Below are 16,311 nucleotides of genomic sequence, written 5' to 3' on the forward strand. Positions count from 1 at the left end.
TATTGTTCAGACGCCGATCGCCTCGCCGAGGACTTCCTCATGCGTCGCGGCATGGAAATCATGGCTGGCAACCAGCTGGCCGTGGCGGAAGACGTGCAGGCGGTCCGCGAGCTCGTAAACCTCGGGCAGATAGGACGAAATGACGATGATGCCGGCGCCGGCGCGCAGCAGCTTGGCAAATAGCCGATAGATCTCCGCCTTCGTTCCGACATCGACGCCGACTGTCGGCTCATCGAAGATGAAGAGCTTGGCGCCGTGGCTCAGCCATTTGCCGATGACCACTTTCTGCTGATTGCCGCCGGACATGGCTGAAACCAGAACCCGCCGGCTCGGTGTCTTGATGCTGAGATCGCGGATCTGCTTGTCGGCATTGGCCGCCTCGCTCTTGTTATTGATGATCGGACCGCTGCTCAGCCGCCGGAACACGGGGAGATTGATGTTAAACCCGATCGGCAGGTTGAGGCAGAGGCCCTGATCGCGTCGACTCTCCGGTGCCAGCGCAATACCGAGTTCCATCGCGTCACGCTCGTTGCGGATGTCGACCTTGCGTCCCTGCCAGTAGATTTCGCCCGCAGAAAGCGGCTGGCGACCATAAAGACCCAGCGCGAATTCGCTGCGGCCGGCGCCGATCAGTCCGTAAAGACCGACGATCTCGCCTGCACGGACGCTGAGCGAAACATTCTCGAAGCCGGGGCCGGAAAGGCCGCGGGCATCGAGGATGGTATCGCCGATCGGGATCTCCTCCTTGTGGTAGATCTGCTCGATGGAACGATTGATCATCAGCTTGATCAGCTCGTCCTCGTTGGTTTCGGCGATCGTGCGCGTGCCGACATGCGTGCCGTCACGCAAAACCGAGACGCGATCGGCCAGCTCGAACACCTCTTCCATGCGGTGGCTGATATAGACGATCGTTACGCCTTCGCCCTGCAGACGACGGATCAGCTTGAACAATTGCGCCGATTCCTGGCGGGTGAGATAGGCAGTCGGCTCGTCGAAAATCAGGAATTGGGTGCCGCGCATCGCGGCTCTTGCCGTTGCCACGAGCTGCTGCTGTCCGATGGTGAGCGAGCTCAGGAGTTCGCCGGCCGGCAGTCCGAAGCCGAGATCATCGAGCACGGTTTGCGCCATCGCCACCATCTGCTTCTTGCGCATCAGGCCGAAACGATTGACTTCATCGCCAAGGAAAAGATTGGCAGCGACGGTCAGATGCGGGCAAAGCACGACTTCCTGATGCACCGCATTGATGCCGCGGGCGATCGCCTCATTCGGCGTTGCGAGCGCAACCGGATGCCCACACCAGAAAATTTCGCCCGCCGTCCTGGTGATGACGCCGGTCAGGAGCTTGATGAGGGTCGACTTGCCCGCGCCATTTTCGCCGACGATCGCATGAATCTCTCCAGCCAAAAACGTGACGGTCGCCGGCTTCAGCGCCTCGACGAAGCCATAGCGTTTCTGCAGGCCCTTGAGTTCCAGGATTGGCGAGCCTGGCGGAATGCGGTTTGCTTCCGTCTTGACGGTATCGTCGTGCCGATGGCTGATTTCTTCAAGGCTCGTCATGAGGTCTCCTCCCTCTCGCACCGCCGCGCGACCGCCTCGGAGAAGCGGCCAGACGAAAAGGCCGCGCCCGCTTTGTGCAGGCGCGGCCTCAAGCCTTACTTGACCTTCGGGTTCAACAGCGCGTCGATCTTCGGATCACTCATATTCGCCTTGGTGACGAGGTTGGCGCCGGTGTCGACATTGGCCTCGACCTTTTCCTTCTTGGAAGCAGCGAGCGCCGTTTTGATGCCGTCATAACCCATGCGGTAGGGGTCCTGCACCACGAGGCCGGCAAGAACGCCCGACTTCAGGAAGCCGACCGTCTTGTCGTCATTGTCGAAGCCGATGACCTTGATCTTGTCGCCGAGCTTGTTTTCAGCAATCGCTTGGCCCACACCCTGCGCCATGATCAGGTTGGAGGCGAAGACGCCGACCAGCTTCGGATTGGCCGTGATAAGGTCGGTCATGATGTTGAGACCGGTCGTGGCCTGACCGTCAGCATATTTGTCGGCAACGACCTTCAGGCTCGGGTACTTGTTCTTGACCTCTTCCAGGAAGCCCTGACGGCGCTGGTCGAGAGAACCGACGCCCGGCAGGCTGGTGATGATGGCAATCTCACCCTCTTCCTTGCCGGTCATGCCCTTGATTGCGGCCGCAAGACCGTCTGCAGCGATACGGCCGCCCTGGACGTTGTCAGTCGTCAGGAACGAGACGAAGGACTTGGAATCGGCAGCAGAGTCGATGCCGACGACCGGCACTGACTTGGCGGCTTCATCCACGGGCTTGCCGAGCGCCTTGAACTCGGTCGGCGAAATGACGACAGCGGCCGGCTTACCGGCAACGGCGTTTTCGAGAATGCTGATCTGGCCGTTGATGTCAGATTCCGACTGTGCGCCGAGTTCCGGCACCTTCACACCGAGATCCTTGCCCGCCTGGCGAGCGCCGGCAAGAACGATCTGCCAGTAGAAGGATGTGGTATCCTTGACAATGATCGGAATGGTCACGTCGGCCGCGAAGGACTGCACGGGCATCGCCATCGCTATGATGGCAGCGCCGGCAAGGCCGGTAAAGCTGCGGCGGGATAGAAGTGACTTGGCAATTTTCATCTGCTTCTCCTCTCAACGCGCTCTGTTCTCCTGCACACCCGCCGCTGAACGCTTACGGCTCGGTATCGCAACGCCTTGCGGCATTACGCATCGCGCGGCGGAAAGGCCACCGACGCCAAAACAGGCTTTCCTCCTCTTCGAGGCCGTCTCTCCCGACGGCTCGATAGCTCCCAATCTGCTAGACTCTGACCGCCTCGTCTCCCAATGGAGGCGCGACCACAGTCAAACCTTCGAACTCCGCATAGAGACTGTCGGGAAGCCTTGGCTCCACGAGCTGCATGTTGCGGACAAGACTTTCCGGCTTCGCCGTACCGATCAGTACCGACGCCACGCAAGGGCTGCGCAGCGGGAACTGAAGCGCCGGCTGGGCAAGCGGTACACCGTGCTTGCGGGCGATCTCCTCCATCGCCCCCACCTTGGCCAGAATATCCGGCGTCGCCGGCAGGTAGTCGAAATGCGCGCCAGGCACAGGCCCGGTCGCCAGAATACCGGAGTTAAAGACCCCACCCACGATGAGCGACGTTCCCTTCTTCTCGCAAAGCGGCAGCAGCTCGGCAACGGCCGAACGATCCAGCAGGGTATAGCGGCCTGCAAGCAGAATGCAGTCGATATCGGTCGCGTTCATCACATCCAGGCAGACCGGCACTTCGTTGACGCCGAGACCATAGGCCTTGATCGCGCCGGACGACTTCAGCTCCCCCAGAGCTTTCAATCCCGACCCCAGGAGCTGCCCAAGGTAACGCTCGTTCAAGGCTTTGCCGTGCGTATAGCCGCCGATATCGTGGACATAGAGAATATCGATGCGATTGAGTCCGAGACGGGCATAGCTGAACTCGACTGAGCGCATGATGCCATCATACGAGTAGTCGTAGTCGGCATCGAAGGGCAGAGGATCGACATAGCCGTAATTCGGCACCTTGTCGGTCGGCACCGGGCGCATGAGACGACCGACCTTGGTCGACAGCACGTAACTGTCCTCGGGCTGGTCTCGTAGAAAATCACCAACGCGGCGTTCGCCAAGGCCAAAGCCATACCAGGGCGCAGCGTCGAAATAGCGAATACCGCTGTCCCAGGCGGCCTGGAGGGTTGCCATTGCCTGGTCGCGCGGACAGGCACGATAGAGGCCGCCCAGCGCCGCAGCGCCGAAGCTGATCTCCGTGACCTTGAGGTCCGTCCTGCCGATTGTTCTTGTTTGCATCACCTCTCCCTTGTGATGGCTGTCACGCAATTTCCCATGAGCGCATTTCCGGCGCTCTTGTATCCTATTCGGAGCGATCCAAGCGGGCCGCTCCCATTCCTCCTTCGTCATTGATGGCGGTCAGCTCCCGATAGTCCATCCACCAATTGATTTTGTTTTTTATCTACAATAAACATTTTGGTGTCAACGAGCAAATCGCCTGACGCCTTGGAGGAAGGTGGCCAGTGCGTTCCGTCGACACTCCTGCAATTGACTGCCATTCGATCATGGTTCAGACAGCGCCGCCGGTAAAGAGCGGCGACGATACGCGAGGGGGAAATGGCAAGGCAAAACACGCTCTTCAAGGAGGCGTATAATCGCTATGCGGCGCGCCTGAAGCCCGATACCGAGCTGCCAAGCGAGCCGGAAATCGCTGCCGAACTCGGCGTCAGCCGCAGCACGGCGCGCGCGATCCTAATGCGTCTAAATGACGCCGGCATCATTCTCTGGAACAAGCGGCAGAAGACGGTTCTGCGCCGGCCGACGGAGGACGATTTCTTCCCGAAGGAAGAGACCGATTCACTCCATGACATCATCGAACGCAGTTTCATGATGCGCATCATGTCCGATGAAGCACAGCCCGGCATGCAGATCAACGAGCTGGAACTGGCGCGCGAGATCGGCACCGGTACCTCGGTCGTGCGTGAATTTCTTATTCGTTTCAGCCGCTTCGGCCTGATCGAAAAGCGACCAAACAGCCATTGGATCCTCAAGGGCTTCACCAGCGAATTTGCGCTTGAGCTCGCCGACGTGCGCGAAATGTTCGAGCTGCATTCCGCCGCCGAATTCGGCCGCCTGCCCGCCAATCACCGCGCCTGGGAGGATCTCAAAGCGATCGAGCAGGAGCATCATGCCCTGCTCGAGGATTTCGACGCGCATTACCGCGATTTCTCGCGTCTCGATGAAAAGTTTCACCTTCTCATCCATCGCGCCTCAAGGAACCGCTTCATCGCCGATTTCTACGACGTCATCGCCATCATCTTTCACTATCACTACCAGTGGAACAAGACGTTCGCCCGCGAGCGCAATGCCCGCGCCGTGACCGAACACCTCGACTATATCGAGGCCCTGCAATCACGCGACCAGCGAAGGATCGACGCCGCGTGCCGCCGGCATCTCGCCTCGGCGCGGCAGACGCTGTTACAGTCGATCCCCTAGGGTGCGGGCGAAATTGCCGGCTCGGTCGCCTAACGGCAAGAGCCGGCTGCTTGCTCACCTTGCAGTAAAACTCAAGCTTTGGCTGGCAAAGCGCGGGGACGAGACTTCGAGGTTGATCGTCCCAGACTTGCCCGTCGCCTGCAACCAGAAGCCCGTGGTTCCACCCTGGAATGCCGCCGTTTGCGGTCCGAGAACCTTGCCCGGGCCATCGATCTTGACCGCGATGGCTTCATTGAGAAAAGCCAGACGCGAGCCGGCCTGATCGAGGGCACGCACGATGACACGCACCGTGTCACGCTCACCCGCGCGCAGGGTATCGGCATCGGCTTCCACCTGCAGCGAGGTCGGCAGCGGATTGGCGACCATATGCTGCTGCGCCACCGGCTTGCCATTGATGTAACCGGTGAAATGCACGTCCTCCCACTCCATCCCCCATACGCCGAGTTCGTCCGGTGTGAAGGATCGATGATCGAAAACGACAGGCGGGTGCGGCAAATGCGGGAAAGTTTCCCGGTCCGGGCCGAGACGCTTGGTCAGCGACCCATAGCGCAGTTCGACCTCGTCGCAATTCGTCAGCACGATCAGCGGCAGCGCGCCGCCGATGTTGCGCTCGCCCCGCGCCCAGATCGTTACCGGCTTCATGACGATCTCTTCGGCGGGCTCGCACTGGCTGGCATAGACATAAGCGGCGAATTTCGGCTCGCGGAACATGTCCATGACGCCGTGGTAGCAGATGCGGTCACCCGAGCCGAAATCGCTATGGGTGTTGTAGTCGAACATGCACCAGCCGATGGCGCCTGATATCGACGGATCACCATAGGCGGCATTCAGGACTTCCAGATGCCGGCGCACATGCTCGGCCTGGCGCTGCTCCTGATCGTAGATTTTCGTCGGATACATATGGCCGCCGAATTCGGTAATCAGATAGGGCACATCCTTGGAGAGACCGGTATTTTCCTGCTGCGGCCTCAGCGGCGTGCGCGGCCGGTTGGCACCCGGCAGTTCCTCGTTGCCGAGGATGAAATCGTTCATCGTATAGACGTCCTCGAGCATTTCGCTCTCGGTGATGTAGCGCACCCCGCCCGTCTGGCGCGTCGGATCGAGCTCGCGTGCCAGGCGGTTCGTCTCGGCGTAGAAATCGTGAGAATCCTGGGATTCGTTGATGCGCACGCCCCAGATGACGATCGAGGGATGGTTCCAGTCGCGTTCGATCATCCGACGCACGTTGCGGATCGATTCCTGCTGCCATTCCTTATCGCCGATATGCTGCCAACCGGGGATCTCCTCGAAGACAAGAAGACCGATGTGGTCGCAATGGTCGAGGAACCACTTCGATTGCGGATAGTGCGAAGTGCGTACGATGTTGCATTTCAGCGTACGCTTCATGATTTCGGCATCACGCTCTTGGGCGGAACGGCCCATCGCATAGCCGACATAGGGGAAGGCCTGATGGCGATTGAGACCGCGCAGCTTCAGCTTTTTGCCATTCAGCAGGAAGCCTTCCGCTGTGAAGCTCGCGGTACGGAAGCCAAAAGTCGCGGCAAGACGGTCCGGTCCGTGCTCGCTCGCAAGCTCCACTTCCGCCGAATAGAGGACGGGATTGTCGAGCTCCCAAAGCGCAAGACCGGAAAGGCCGCTAAAGCTGAGCTTGACGCTTTCACCTGATGTGTCAGCCTCACCCAAAGCGATGGCTGCTCCGTCGGCAGAGCGCAGAGTAACAGTCACCGTACCCTTGAAAGCGAGATTTTGCGGATTGGAGATGTCGCAGCGCACCGTCGCGGATTTGTGGTCGGAAAGGACATCTGTCGTCTCGATCTTGATGTTGGCGACCGAGACGGGCGCAGCGACCTTCAGCCAGACATCGCGATAGAGTCCGGCATAGGTGAGATAGTCGATCCGACCACCGAAAGGCGGGATCTCGGGATTCTCGCTGCCATCGATCTTGACCGTGATCAGGTTCTCACCCTTATGCAGGCGACCAGTCAGCCGCGCCTCGAACGGCGTGTAGCCATCCTTGTGGGCAACGATTTCCTCGCCGTTCAGATAGACGACGGCATCGGCCATGGCCGCATCGAAGATCAGCGATACCTCACGGCCTGCGAAGCTCTCATCCCAATTGACGATTTTCTGATAGGTGAAGGCGCGCTGATAGGATTTCTCGTCGAAATAATTGAAGGGCAGTTCGACGGCCGTATGCGGCAGAGTGACCTGCTGTCCATCCTGCGGGCGGCCGGCATCTCCGGGCGAAAACCCTTCATGAAACGTCCAGGATTCATTGAAGGCGACAACAGAACGCATATTCAATCCTATCGATTAAGCCCGTCGCATCGGATGACGAACAGATGTTGCTGGGAAGTCAGACGCGCGGCGAGGCAGGCGGGACGCCGCGGGGCGATATCTATACAGGCTCGCCGTCGTTGCGCAATGCGACGGGTTGGCGGATTTCCATTTTCAAGACAGGCAAGCGATAGCAAGAACGTCGACCTATTACGGTTCTATCGGCTCCGTGCATTCTTCGTCTCCTCGACTGGACTGCGCACCGCGGCATACATGCCCGTCGTGCGGAACTCCGTCGGATTGATGCCGTAGATGCGGCGAAACACCTTGGAGAAATAATTGGCATCGTCGAAGCCCGACATGATCGCGACTTCCTTGACCGGAATGAAGGCAGCCTTCGTCAGCAGCTTCGCCGCGCGCTGCATGCGCTGCTGTAGAACGAATTCCGCGGGTGGCACGCCTTCGCTCTCGGCAAAAACGCGCGAAAAATGCGCGCGACTGAGGCCGCCCACCTTCGCAAGCTCTTCGACCGGCAGCGGCTTGTCGAGATTGGCATTGATGTAGTCGATGACGATCTGCATGACGGATCGGTCGGCGGCAAAGGCATGCGAGCCGAAGACGTCGTCATAGAGCGCCATGGCCGCCTCATAGGCGATGGCCGAAGCCGAAGCCGGCGTCGTGGCGCCCTTGACGAGCCGAAGACTGCAATCGGCAAGATGATCGATGGTCGCCTGCTGTAGCTTCAACACAGGACCGGCTGCGGCGAGAATCAGGCGATGGATGCGCAATGCTTCCTCGCCGTTCATGGAAATCCAGAAATACTCCCAGCGCTCCCCCTTCTCGAGCCAGTAGCGGTGATTATGCGGCACGAGAACGAGGAGCGTGTCGCCGGCATTGACACGATAATTGCGACTTTCATAGCGCAGGCGCCCGGTGCCACTGATCGTGTGCTGCAGCACGGTGAAGGGTGTCAGACCGCGCCGTCGTCCATCCCAATCATAGGGTTCGTCATAGCGCACTTCATATCCCGCACTGGTCGGCATGGCGTGCAATCGGTGGCGTCCGCGCGGCAGCGAAACCGTCCGCATGACCTGTCCGTTGTCAATCAATTCTTGCAGCACAAAATTACCCTCAAAAGCATAATAGTTCTCTGTTCGCTTCGGCGATTATAGGCATAATCCCGCCAGAAAACAGCGCATGCTCGCCGGCGAGGAACGGCGATCGGAGGAAAAATCTCGATTTCGGCCCGTTCCGCAATCGATGCGACACTGGACGAAAATGCCGTCGATTTCCCTGCCGCTGCTTGTTTGATTGACTTGAAGGTGAGGATCATGAGTTTCAAAATCGCTATCATCGGCGCCGGCAGCGTCGGCTTCACGAAAAAGCTGTTCACCGACATTCTCTGCGTGCCGGAATTCCGCGACGTCGAATTCGCGCTGACCGACGTGAGTGAGCACAATCTGACGATGATCAAGGCGATCCTCGACCGGATCGTTGAAGCCAACAAGCTGCCGACACGCGTCACCGCCAGCACGGATCGCCGCAAGGCGCTGGAAGGCGCACGCTATGTCATCAGCTGCGTGCGGGTCGGTGGTTTGGAGGCTTACGCCGAAGATATCCGCATTCCGCTGAAATACGGCATCGACCAATGCGTCGGCGATACGATCTGCGCCGGCGGCATTCTCTACGGCCAGCGCAACATTCCGGTCATTCTCGATTTCTGCAAGGATATCCGCGAGGTCGCCGAGAGCGGCGCCAAATTCCTGAACTATGCCAACCCGATGGCGATGAACACCTGGGCGGCCATCGAATACGGCAAGGTCGATACGATCGGCCTCTGCCACGGCGTCCAGCACGGCGCCGAACAGATTGCCGAAGTGCTCGGCGCCAAGGACAAGCGCGAACTCGACTATATCTGCTCCGGTATCAACCACCAGACCTGGTTCGTCGACCTGCGCCTCAACGGCCGCAAGATCGGCAGGGACGAGCTGATCGCCGCCTTCGAGGCGCATCCGGTCTATTCGCAGCAGGAAAAGCTGCGCATCGATGTCCTCAAGCGTTTCGGCGTCTATTCGACCGAGAGCAACGGTCACCTGTCGGAATACCTGCCCTGGTACCGCAAGCGCCCCGACGAGATCAACAAATGGATCGACATGTCGGACTGGATCCATGGCGAGACCGGCGGCTATCTTCGCCACTCCACCGAGACGCGCAACTGGTTCGAGACGGAATTCCAGCAGATCCTCGACAGCGCGTCGCAGCCGATCGATCCCGCACGCCGCTCCAACGAGCACGCCAGCCATATTCTCGAAGCGTTGGAAACCAACCGCGTCTATCGCGGCCATTTCAACGTCAAGAACAATGGCGTCATCACCAATTTGCCAAGCGACGCGATCATTGAATCCCCAGGCTTCGTCGACCGCTTCGGCATCAACATGGTGGCGGGTATCACATTGCCAGAGGCATGCGCCGCCACCTGCATCTCCTCGATCAACGTGCAGCGCATGTCGGTCCATGCCGCCATTAGCGGCGACATCGATCTATTGAAACTCGCCGTATTGCACGACCCGCTGGTGGGCGCCGTCGCCACGCCGGAAGAGGTGTGGCAGATGGTCGATGAAATGGTCGTCGCGGAAGCGCGTTGGCTGCCGCAATATGCCCATGCGGTTGATGGCGCAAAGGAGCGCCTGTCGCGCGGCGAGGTCAAGACACGCGACTGGAAGGGCGCGGCGAGCCGCAACGTTCGCTCGATCGAGGAGTTGCGCGCAGAGAAAGCAGCCTTGAAACAGGCTGGCTGACGAGCAGGCAGGCCGGAAGGTGGAGGTTGAAGCGGGATCTTAAGGGGATGTCCCGCTTCAACCAGCCATCTTTCGTTTCAAAGGAGGAACGCGAGGTCTCGAACGGAACGCTCGCGATTTAGGGAGAGAGAAAAGATGAGACATTTTCGACCGATCGGCCTTTTGGCTGCGTTGACGATTGCCACATCCGCAATCGCGATCAGCGCCCATGCGGCTGACCCGACTGTGCCGCCCGTTCCACCGGTCTTTCCGGCGGAAGGAAAAATCAAATATGTCGAGCGCAACTCCATTCTGGAGTTCAAGGCGCTGCCGGAATATCACGAGCCTGCCTGGGTGACGGAGAAGTTCGTCAAGACCGGCAAACTGCCGCCCGTCAAGGATCGCCTGCCGAAAGAGCCGCTCGTGTTCAAAACCGGCAACATGCCCGACGGCATCGGTGTCTATGGCGACACGCTGCGCCATGTCATCGGCGGCCGGCCGGAAGGCTGGAACTACGGCGCCGGCCAAACGCAGGGCTGGGGCGGCATCGACATCGGCCTTTCGGAGTGCCTGACGCGCACGGCTCCCCTCTTCCAGGTGGAAGCCAAGGACACCGAACCGCTGCCGAACCTCGCCAAGAGCTGGGAATGGTCGCCGGACGGCCATAAGCTCACCATGCACCTGATCGAAGGTGCAAAATGGTCCGACGGCGCGCCCTTCAACGCCGATGACATCATGTTCTACTGGGATGACGAGGTCATCGATCCGAACGTCTCGCCGCTTGGCGGCGGTGCATCTCCGGAAGCTTTCGGCGAAGGAACAACTCTCAAGAAGATCGACGATTACACAATCGAATGGACCTTCAAGGACGCCTTCCCGAAACAATATCTCTACACGATGGCCTATCCCAATTTCTGCCCAGGCCCGTCGCATCTTTTGAAGCCGCAGCACCCGAAATATTCCAAGAACACCTACGACCAGTTCAAGAACGCCTTCCCGCCGGAATATATGAACATGCCGGTCATGGGTGCCTGGGTGCCGGTCGAATACCGTTCCGACGATATCATCGTCATGCGCCGCAATCCCTATTACTGGAAGGTCGACGAAAAGGGCAACCAACTGCCTTACCTCAACGAGCTGCATTACAAGCTCTCGACCTGGGCAGACCGCGACGTACAGGCAGTTGCCGGCTCCGGCGACCTGTCGAACCTCGAGCAGCCGGAAAACTTCGTCGCCTCTCTGAAGCGCGCCGCACAGCCCGATGCTCCTGCCCGTCTCGCCTTCGGTCCCCGCCTCATCGGCTATAATTTGCAGATGAATTTCTCTGCCAATGGCTGGGGCAGTCCGGACGAGCGTGCACAAGCGGTGCGCGAGTTGAACCGCAACGAGGATTTCCGCAAGGCCGTCACCATGGCGCTCGATCGCAAGGCGCTCGGCGAGTCGCTGGTCAAGGGACCGTTCACCGCGATCTATCCGGGCGGCCTATCCTCCGGCAGCAGCTTCTATGATCGCAATTCCACGGTTTATTACCCGTTCGATCTCGCGGCGGCAAAGGCCGAGCTTGCAAAAGCCGGCCTGAAGGACACGGACGGCGACGGCATCGTCAACTTCCCGGCCGGCGTCAACGGCGGCAAGGATGTCGAGATCACGCTTCTGGTCAGCAGCGACTACACGACCGACAAGAGCCTTGCCGAGGGCGTCGTCAGCCAGATGGAAAAACTCGGGCTTCGAGTGATCATAAACTCGCTCGTTGGTCCGAAGCGCGACGATGCCAATTATAGCGGCCGTTTCGACTGGATGGTCCGCCGCAACAGCACCGAGCTTGCCTCGGTCGTGCAGAATACCGAACAGCTTGCACCGGTCGGCCCCCGCACCAGCTGGAACCACCGCGCCCCGGAAAGCGGTCAGCTGGACCTGATGCCCTTCGAAAAAGACATGGTCGATGTCGTCAACAAGTTCATCACGTCGAAAGATAACGACGAGCGCGTGGCCTTGATGAAGCAGTTCCAGAAGATCTCGACCGGGCATCTCTACAATATCGGCCTGACCGAATATCCAGGCGCTCTCATCATCAACAAGCGCTTCTCCAACGTTCCTCCGGGCACGCCGATCTTCCTGTTCAACTGGGCAGAAGATTCGATCATCCGCGAGCGGCTCTGGGTGGCGGCAGACAAACAGGGCAAATACGAGCTGTTCCCAGAGGAACTGCCGGGTGCCCCAGGCAGCGCCGGCCCGATCAAATAAGGTTCCAACCAACCCCTGGCAGCCTGTATGATGCAGGCTGCCATGGGACCTGAAACATCCAGCGATCAGCTATCGCCGGGTTAAATGAAGCGCTGGCGATGTCGTTCCTGGAGAATGGGACAGTCGACAGCATCAAGAGAAGCGAACCGTCCCATGTTACGATTCCTGCTCGTTCGCATAGCCTCCGCCATTCCCGTGCTCCTGATTCTGAGCGTGGTGACGTTTGCCATCATCCAGGCGCCGCCGGGCGATTATGCCGATTATATCCGCTCGCAACTGATGAACCAGGGCGGCGCGTCCTTCGAACAGGCCGACGCCCAGGCGCAGGCCTATCGCAAGGAACATGGCTTGGACAAGCCGATGATCGTCCAGTATTTCAACTGGATCGGTGGCATCGTCACCAAGGGCGATTTCGGCTACAGCATGGTCTACAACAAGCCGGTGGCCGATGTCGTCGGCGAGCGCCTGCCGCGAACACTGGCCTTGGCGCTCGTGTGCCACATCCTGGCTTCCATTCTCGGCATCGGTTTCGGCATCTGGGCCGCAACGCGGCAATATAGCTGGATTGACAATCTGCTTGCCGGCATCTCCTTCCTCGGCATGACGGTGCCGCGCTTTCTGATGGCGCTGATCATCGTCTATATCCTCGTCTTCCAGCTGAATGTGTCGGAGATCGGCAGCTTCTTCTCGCCGCAATACGGCGGCGCGCCCTGGACCTGGGGCAAGTTCGTCGATCTCGTCAAACATGTCTGGCCGGTCGTCGCGATCGCCACCTTCGGCGGCCTCGCCTACAATATGCGCATCATGCGCGGTAATCTGCTCGACACGTTGAACGCCCAATATGTGGAAACGGCGCGAGCTAAGGGCCTTTCCGGCGGCGCCGTCGTCATGCGCCATGCCGTGCCGAATGCGCTGCATCCTCTGATCATGTATCAGGGCGTGGTTCTGCCCTATATGCTGACCGGCGAAATCGAGACCGCGATCATCTTCACGCTGCCGACCGTCGGGCCGGCGATCGTCGGCTCGATGGCCGTCGGCGACGTCTACGTGACCGCAACCTTCATGATGGTGCTTTCGGCAACCCTCATCGTCGGCAATATCATCGCCGACGTGTTGCTTGCCCTGCTCGATCCACGTGTGCGTCAACAGGGAGGAATCCACTGATGCTCGCCTTCAGCAACTCCCCGTCGCCGCCCGAAGAGAAAATCAAGCAGAAGAGCGGCAATGAGAGCTACCTCGCCCTGGTCTGGCGTCGCTTGAAGCGCTCCTGGACCGGCATGGGCGGCCTTACTCTCGTCGTCCTGCTGCTGCTGATGGCGATCTTCGCCGAATTCATCGCACCGCTCGACCCCAAGGCGACCGACACCGGCTTCGCGCCGCCGCAGGTCATCAGCTTTCACGACAAGGACGGCAATTTCGTCCTCCAGCCTCGGGTCTACGCGCTTGCCGAAACGAGTGATCTCGATCCGGTCACGTTCCAACCGATCGTCGGACCGGATTACGATCACCCTCGCCTGCTTGGTCTCTTCGTCAAGGGTGACCCCTATCATCTCTTTGGCCTGATCCCCGGTGACCGGCATCTCTTCGGCGCCACCGACGGCGGCCCCGTTCATTTCCTCGGCACGGACAAATTCGGCCGGGATGTGCTGTCGCGCGCCATTTACGGTTCGCGCATCTCCTTGATGATCGCCTTGACGGTGGTCGCCATCGTCACCGTCGTCGGCACTGCGGTCGGCATGATATCTGGCTATTTCGGCGGCACGCTCGATGCCTGGATCCAGCGTTTCGTCGAAGTGGTACTGGCTTTCCCGCAACTGCCGCTCTACCTGGCACTGACCTCGCTGATCCCTGTGACGGCTCCGACCAACGTCTTCCTCGCCTTCGTCATCGTCGTCATGTCGGCGCTCGGCTGGGCGCAGATGTCGCGCGAGGTGCGCGGCAAGACACTGGCTCTGGCGCGGATCGATTATGTCCGGGCGGCCATGGCCGTCGGCGCGACCGACCGGCGCATCATCCTGCAGCATATTTTCCCGAACGTCATGAGCCACGTCATCGTGACGGTCACGCTCGCGATCCCGAGCGTCGTGCTGCTGGAATCCTTCCTCGGCTTCCTCGGCTTTGCCGTCAAACCGCCGCTGATCTCCTGGGGTCTGATGCTGCAGGATACGTCGACCTATTCGGTCATCGGCTCCTATCCCTGGATCCTGACGCCTGTCGCCTTCGTTCTCGTCACCGTCTTCGCCTTCAACGCCCTTGGCGACGGCCTGCGCGACGCGATCGATCCCTATTGAGAGGAGAACGGATATGGCTCTTGCACTCGTCAATTCCTTCGCTCCCGACAGGCGGCTCGATGCTGCGAACAAGACAGCCGCACCTGTCATCGACGCTCGCAATATTGCCGTCAAGTTCAAGGTCGAGGACGGCATGGTCGATGCCGTCAAAGACATCACCTTCCAGCTTTATCGCGGCGAAACCATCGCCATCGTCGGCGAATCCGGCTCGGGAAAATCGGTGACCGCCCGCACGGTGATGGGCCTGCTGACCAAACGCGCCGTCGTCTCCGACAAGTCCGCCGTTCATTACGACGGCAAGAACGTGCTGAAATTCTCGGAGCGGGCGCGTCGGCAATTGCGTGGCGACCGCATCTCGATGATCTTCCAGGAGCCGATGAGCTCGCTCAATCCGATCTACACTATCGGCAGCCAGATCGTCGAAGCGATACGGGTCCATCGCAAGGTCAGCCGCCGCGACGCGGAGAAGCGCGCGCTCGATCTCCTGAAGCAGGTTCAGATTCCCGATCCGGAAGCGCGGCTGAAACAATATCCGCACCAGCTCTCCGGTGGCCAGCGCCAGCGCGTGATGATCGCCATGGCGCTCGCCAACGACCCGGACGTACTGATTGCCGACGAACCGACGACAGCGCTCGACGTCACGGTGCAGGCGCAGATCCTGAACCTCATCCGCAACCTGCAAAAGCAGCTCGGCATGGCCGTGATCCTGATCACTCACGACCTGACGGTCGTGCGCCAGTTCTCCGACTACGTCTATGTGATGCAGCATGGCGAGATGCGCGAGCACAATACGACGGAGGCGCTCTTTGCGCGCCCGCAGCATCCCTATACGCAGCACCTACTGACCTCGGAGCCACGCGGACAGGCAAAGCCGCTGCCGCCGAACTGCGACACGATTCTCGAAGGCAAGTCCGTCAAGGTGGCGTTCATGCTGCGGCACGGCAGCTTCTTCAAACCCGACATGCGCGAACTCGTCGCCGTCGACAACCTCAATATCGAGCTACGCCGCCACGAGACGCTCGGCCTTGTCGGCGAATCCGGCTCAGGCAAGACCACCTTCGGTCAGGCGCTGCTGCGGCTGATCGATGCCGATGGCGGCGAGATTTTCTTCGACGGGCAGCCGATCCATGGCCGCTCTCGCGCCGAGATGCGGCCGTTGCGCTCGCGCATGCAGATCGTCTTTCAGGATCCTTTTTCGTCGCTCAATCCGCGCATGACCATCGGCCAGATCATTTGCGAGGGGCTGATTGTCAACAATCTCGGTTCCAACAAGGCGGAGCGCCTGGAGCGCGTCAAGGAGGCACTGGTCAGTGCCGGCATGCCGGCCAACATTCTCTCGCGCTTCCCGCATGAATTTTCCGGCGGCCAGCGCCAGCGTATCGCCATTGCCCGCGCCATCGCGCTCGAGCCGGAATTCATTCTGCTCGACGAGCCGACCTCCGCACTCGATCTTTCCGTTCAAGCCCAGATCATCGACCTCCTGCGCAAGCTGCAGGATGAAAAAGGCCTGAGCTACCTTTTCATTTCCCACGACCTCAAGGTCGTCCGCGCCCTTTGCCATCGCGTCATCGTCATGCAGCATGGCAAGATCATGGAGCAAGGGCCGGTCGAAGAGGTTCTGTCCCATCCCAAGACCGCTTACACAGAACGCCTTGTCAGAGCGGCGTTCGAAGTAGCTTCGTAGC

General features: G+C 59.9%; 11 protein-coding genes. 6 read left to right on the forward strand and 5 right to left on the reverse strand.

What is annotated here, in order from left to right:
- Nucleotides 1–6: 6 nt before the first annotated feature.
- From FBZ97_RS09755 to FBZ97_RS09765, 3 genes are all read right to left on the reverse strand, one after another.
- Entirely contained in the window at nt 7–1,557 is a 1,551-nt protein-coding gene (locus tag FBZ97_RS09755) for a sugar ABC transporter ATP-binding protein (RefSeq protein WP_145318852.1), read from the reverse strand.
- Nucleotides 1,558–1,652: 95 nt separating this feature from the next.
- Nucleotides 1,653–2,642 (reverse strand): ABC transporter substrate-binding protein, encoded by a 990-nt coding sequence (locus tag FBZ97_RS09760; protein ID WP_145318854.1) that lies wholly within the window; start codon nt 2,640–2,642, stop codon nt 1,653–1,655.
- 178 nt (nt 2,643–2,820) lie between these two features.
- Nucleotides 2,821–3,840 (reverse strand): aldo/keto reductase, encoded by a 1,020-nt coding sequence (locus FBZ97_RS09765; protein ID WP_145318857.1) that lies wholly within the window; start codon nt 3,838–3,840, stop codon nt 2,821–2,823.
- Nucleotides 3,841–4,158: 318 nt separating this feature from the next.
- On the opposite strand from FBZ97_RS09765, the gene FBZ97_RS09770 reads away from it, so the two are divergent.
- The gene (locus FBZ97_RS09770; protein WP_145318859.1) at nt 4,159–5,037 is read left to right on the forward strand and encodes a GntR family transcriptional regulator; all 879 of its coding nucleotides are present in this window, start codon (nt 4,159–4,161) and stop codon (nt 5,035–5,037) included.
- 54 nt (nt 5,038–5,091) lie between these two features.
- On the opposite strand, the gene FBZ97_RS09775 is transcribed toward FBZ97_RS09770, so the two are convergent.
- A complete protein-coding gene (locus FBZ97_RS09775; protein ID WP_145318861.1) occupies nt 5,092–7,335 on the reverse strand; it encodes a glycoside hydrolase family 2 TIM barrel-domain containing protein in 2,244 nt (747 codons plus the stop codon).
- 197 nt (nt 7,336–7,532) lie between these two features.
- Nucleotides 7,533–8,435 (reverse strand): AraC family transcriptional regulator, encoded by a 903-nt coding sequence (locus FBZ97_RS09780; protein WP_113350615.1) that lies wholly within the window; start codon nt 8,433–8,435, stop codon nt 7,533–7,535.
- Between the two features lie 210 nt (nt 8,436–8,645).
- On the opposite strand from FBZ97_RS09780, the gene FBZ97_RS09785 reads away from it, so the two are divergent.
- The 5 genes from FBZ97_RS09785 (at nt 8,646) to FBZ97_RS09805 (ending at nt 16,310) form a co-directional block, all read left to right on the forward strand.
- On the forward strand, nt 8,646–10,112 hold the full coding sequence (locus FBZ97_RS09785) for an alpha-glucosidase/alpha-galactosidase (RefSeq protein WP_145318863.1): 1,467 nt from the start codon (nt 8,646–8,648) through the stop codon (nt 10,110–10,112).
- 135 nt (nt 10,113–10,247) lie between these two features.
- Nucleotides 10,248–12,335 (forward strand): ABC transporter substrate-binding protein, encoded by a 2,088-nt coding sequence (locus FBZ97_RS09790; RefSeq protein ID WP_113329615.1) that lies wholly within the window; start codon nt 10,248–10,250, stop codon nt 12,333–12,335.
- A 153-nt stretch (nt 12,336–12,488) separates the two neighbouring features.
- Nucleotides 12,489–13,499 carry an ABC transporter permease gene (locus FBZ97_RS09795; RefSeq protein WP_145318866.1) on the forward strand — a complete coding sequence of 337 codons (1,011 nt, stop codon included), beginning with the start codon at nt 12,489–12,491 and terminating at the stop codon, nt 13,497–13,499.
- On the forward strand, nt 13,499–14,626 hold the full coding sequence (locus FBZ97_RS09800) for an ABC transporter permease (protein WP_145318869.1): 1,128 nt from the start codon (nt 13,499–13,501) through the stop codon (nt 14,624–14,626). The genes FBZ97_RS09795 and FBZ97_RS09800 overlap by 1 nt, the downstream gene beginning before the upstream one ends.
- Before the next feature lie 13 nt (nt 14,627–14,639).
- A complete protein-coding gene (locus FBZ97_RS09805; protein WP_145318873.1) occupies nt 14,640–16,310 on the forward strand; it encodes an ABC transporter ATP-binding protein in 1,671 nt (556 codons plus the stop codon).
- The last annotated feature ends 1 nt before the right edge of the window (nt 16,311 follow it).

The sequence above is a fragment of the Rhizobium sp. ERR 942 genome (assembly GCF_007828395.1).
GTDB lineage: Bacteria > Pseudomonadota > Alphaproteobacteria > Rhizobiales > Rhizobiaceae > Rhizobium > Rhizobium dioscoreae.

Bases quoted from the DNA above. Each gene is read 5' to 3' on its own strand.
- FBZ97_RS09755 (WP_145318852.1), bottom strand. From the start codon at position 1,557: ATGACGAGCCTTGAAGAAATCAGCCATCGGCACGACGATACCGTCAAG.
- FBZ97_RS09760 (WP_145318854.1), bottom strand. From the start codon at position 2,642: ATGAAAATTGCCAAGTCACTTCTATCCCGCCGCAGCTTTACCGGCCTT.
- FBZ97_RS09765 (WP_145318857.1), bottom strand. From the start codon at position 3,840: ATGCAAACAAGAACAATCGGCAGGACGGACCTCAAGGTCACGGAGATC.
- FBZ97_RS09770 (WP_145318859.1), top strand. From the start codon at position 4,159: ATGGCAAGGCAAAACACGCTCTTCAAGGAGGCGTATAATCGCTATGCG.
- FBZ97_RS09775 (WP_145318861.1), bottom strand. From the start codon at position 7,335: ATGCGTTCTGTTGTCGCCTTCAATGAATCCTGGACGTTTCATGAAGGG.
- FBZ97_RS09785 (WP_145318863.1), top strand. From the start codon at position 8,646: ATGAGTTTCAAAATCGCTATCATCGGCGCCGGCAGCGTCGGCTTCACG.
- FBZ97_RS09790 (WP_113329615.1), top strand. From the start codon at position 10,248: ATGAGACATTTTCGACCGATCGGCCTTTTGGCTGCGTTGACGATTGCC.
- FBZ97_RS09795 (WP_145318866.1), top strand. From the start codon at position 12,489: ATGTTACGATTCCTGCTCGTTCGCATAGCCTCCGCCATTCCCGTGCTC.
- FBZ97_RS09800 (WP_145318869.1), top strand. From the start codon at position 13,499: ATGCTCGCCTTCAGCAACTCCCCGTCGCCGCCCGAAGAGAAAATCAAG.
- FBZ97_RS09805 (WP_145318873.1), top strand. From the start codon at position 14,640: ATGGCTCTTGCACTCGTCAATTCCTTCGCTCCCGACAGGCGGCTCGAT.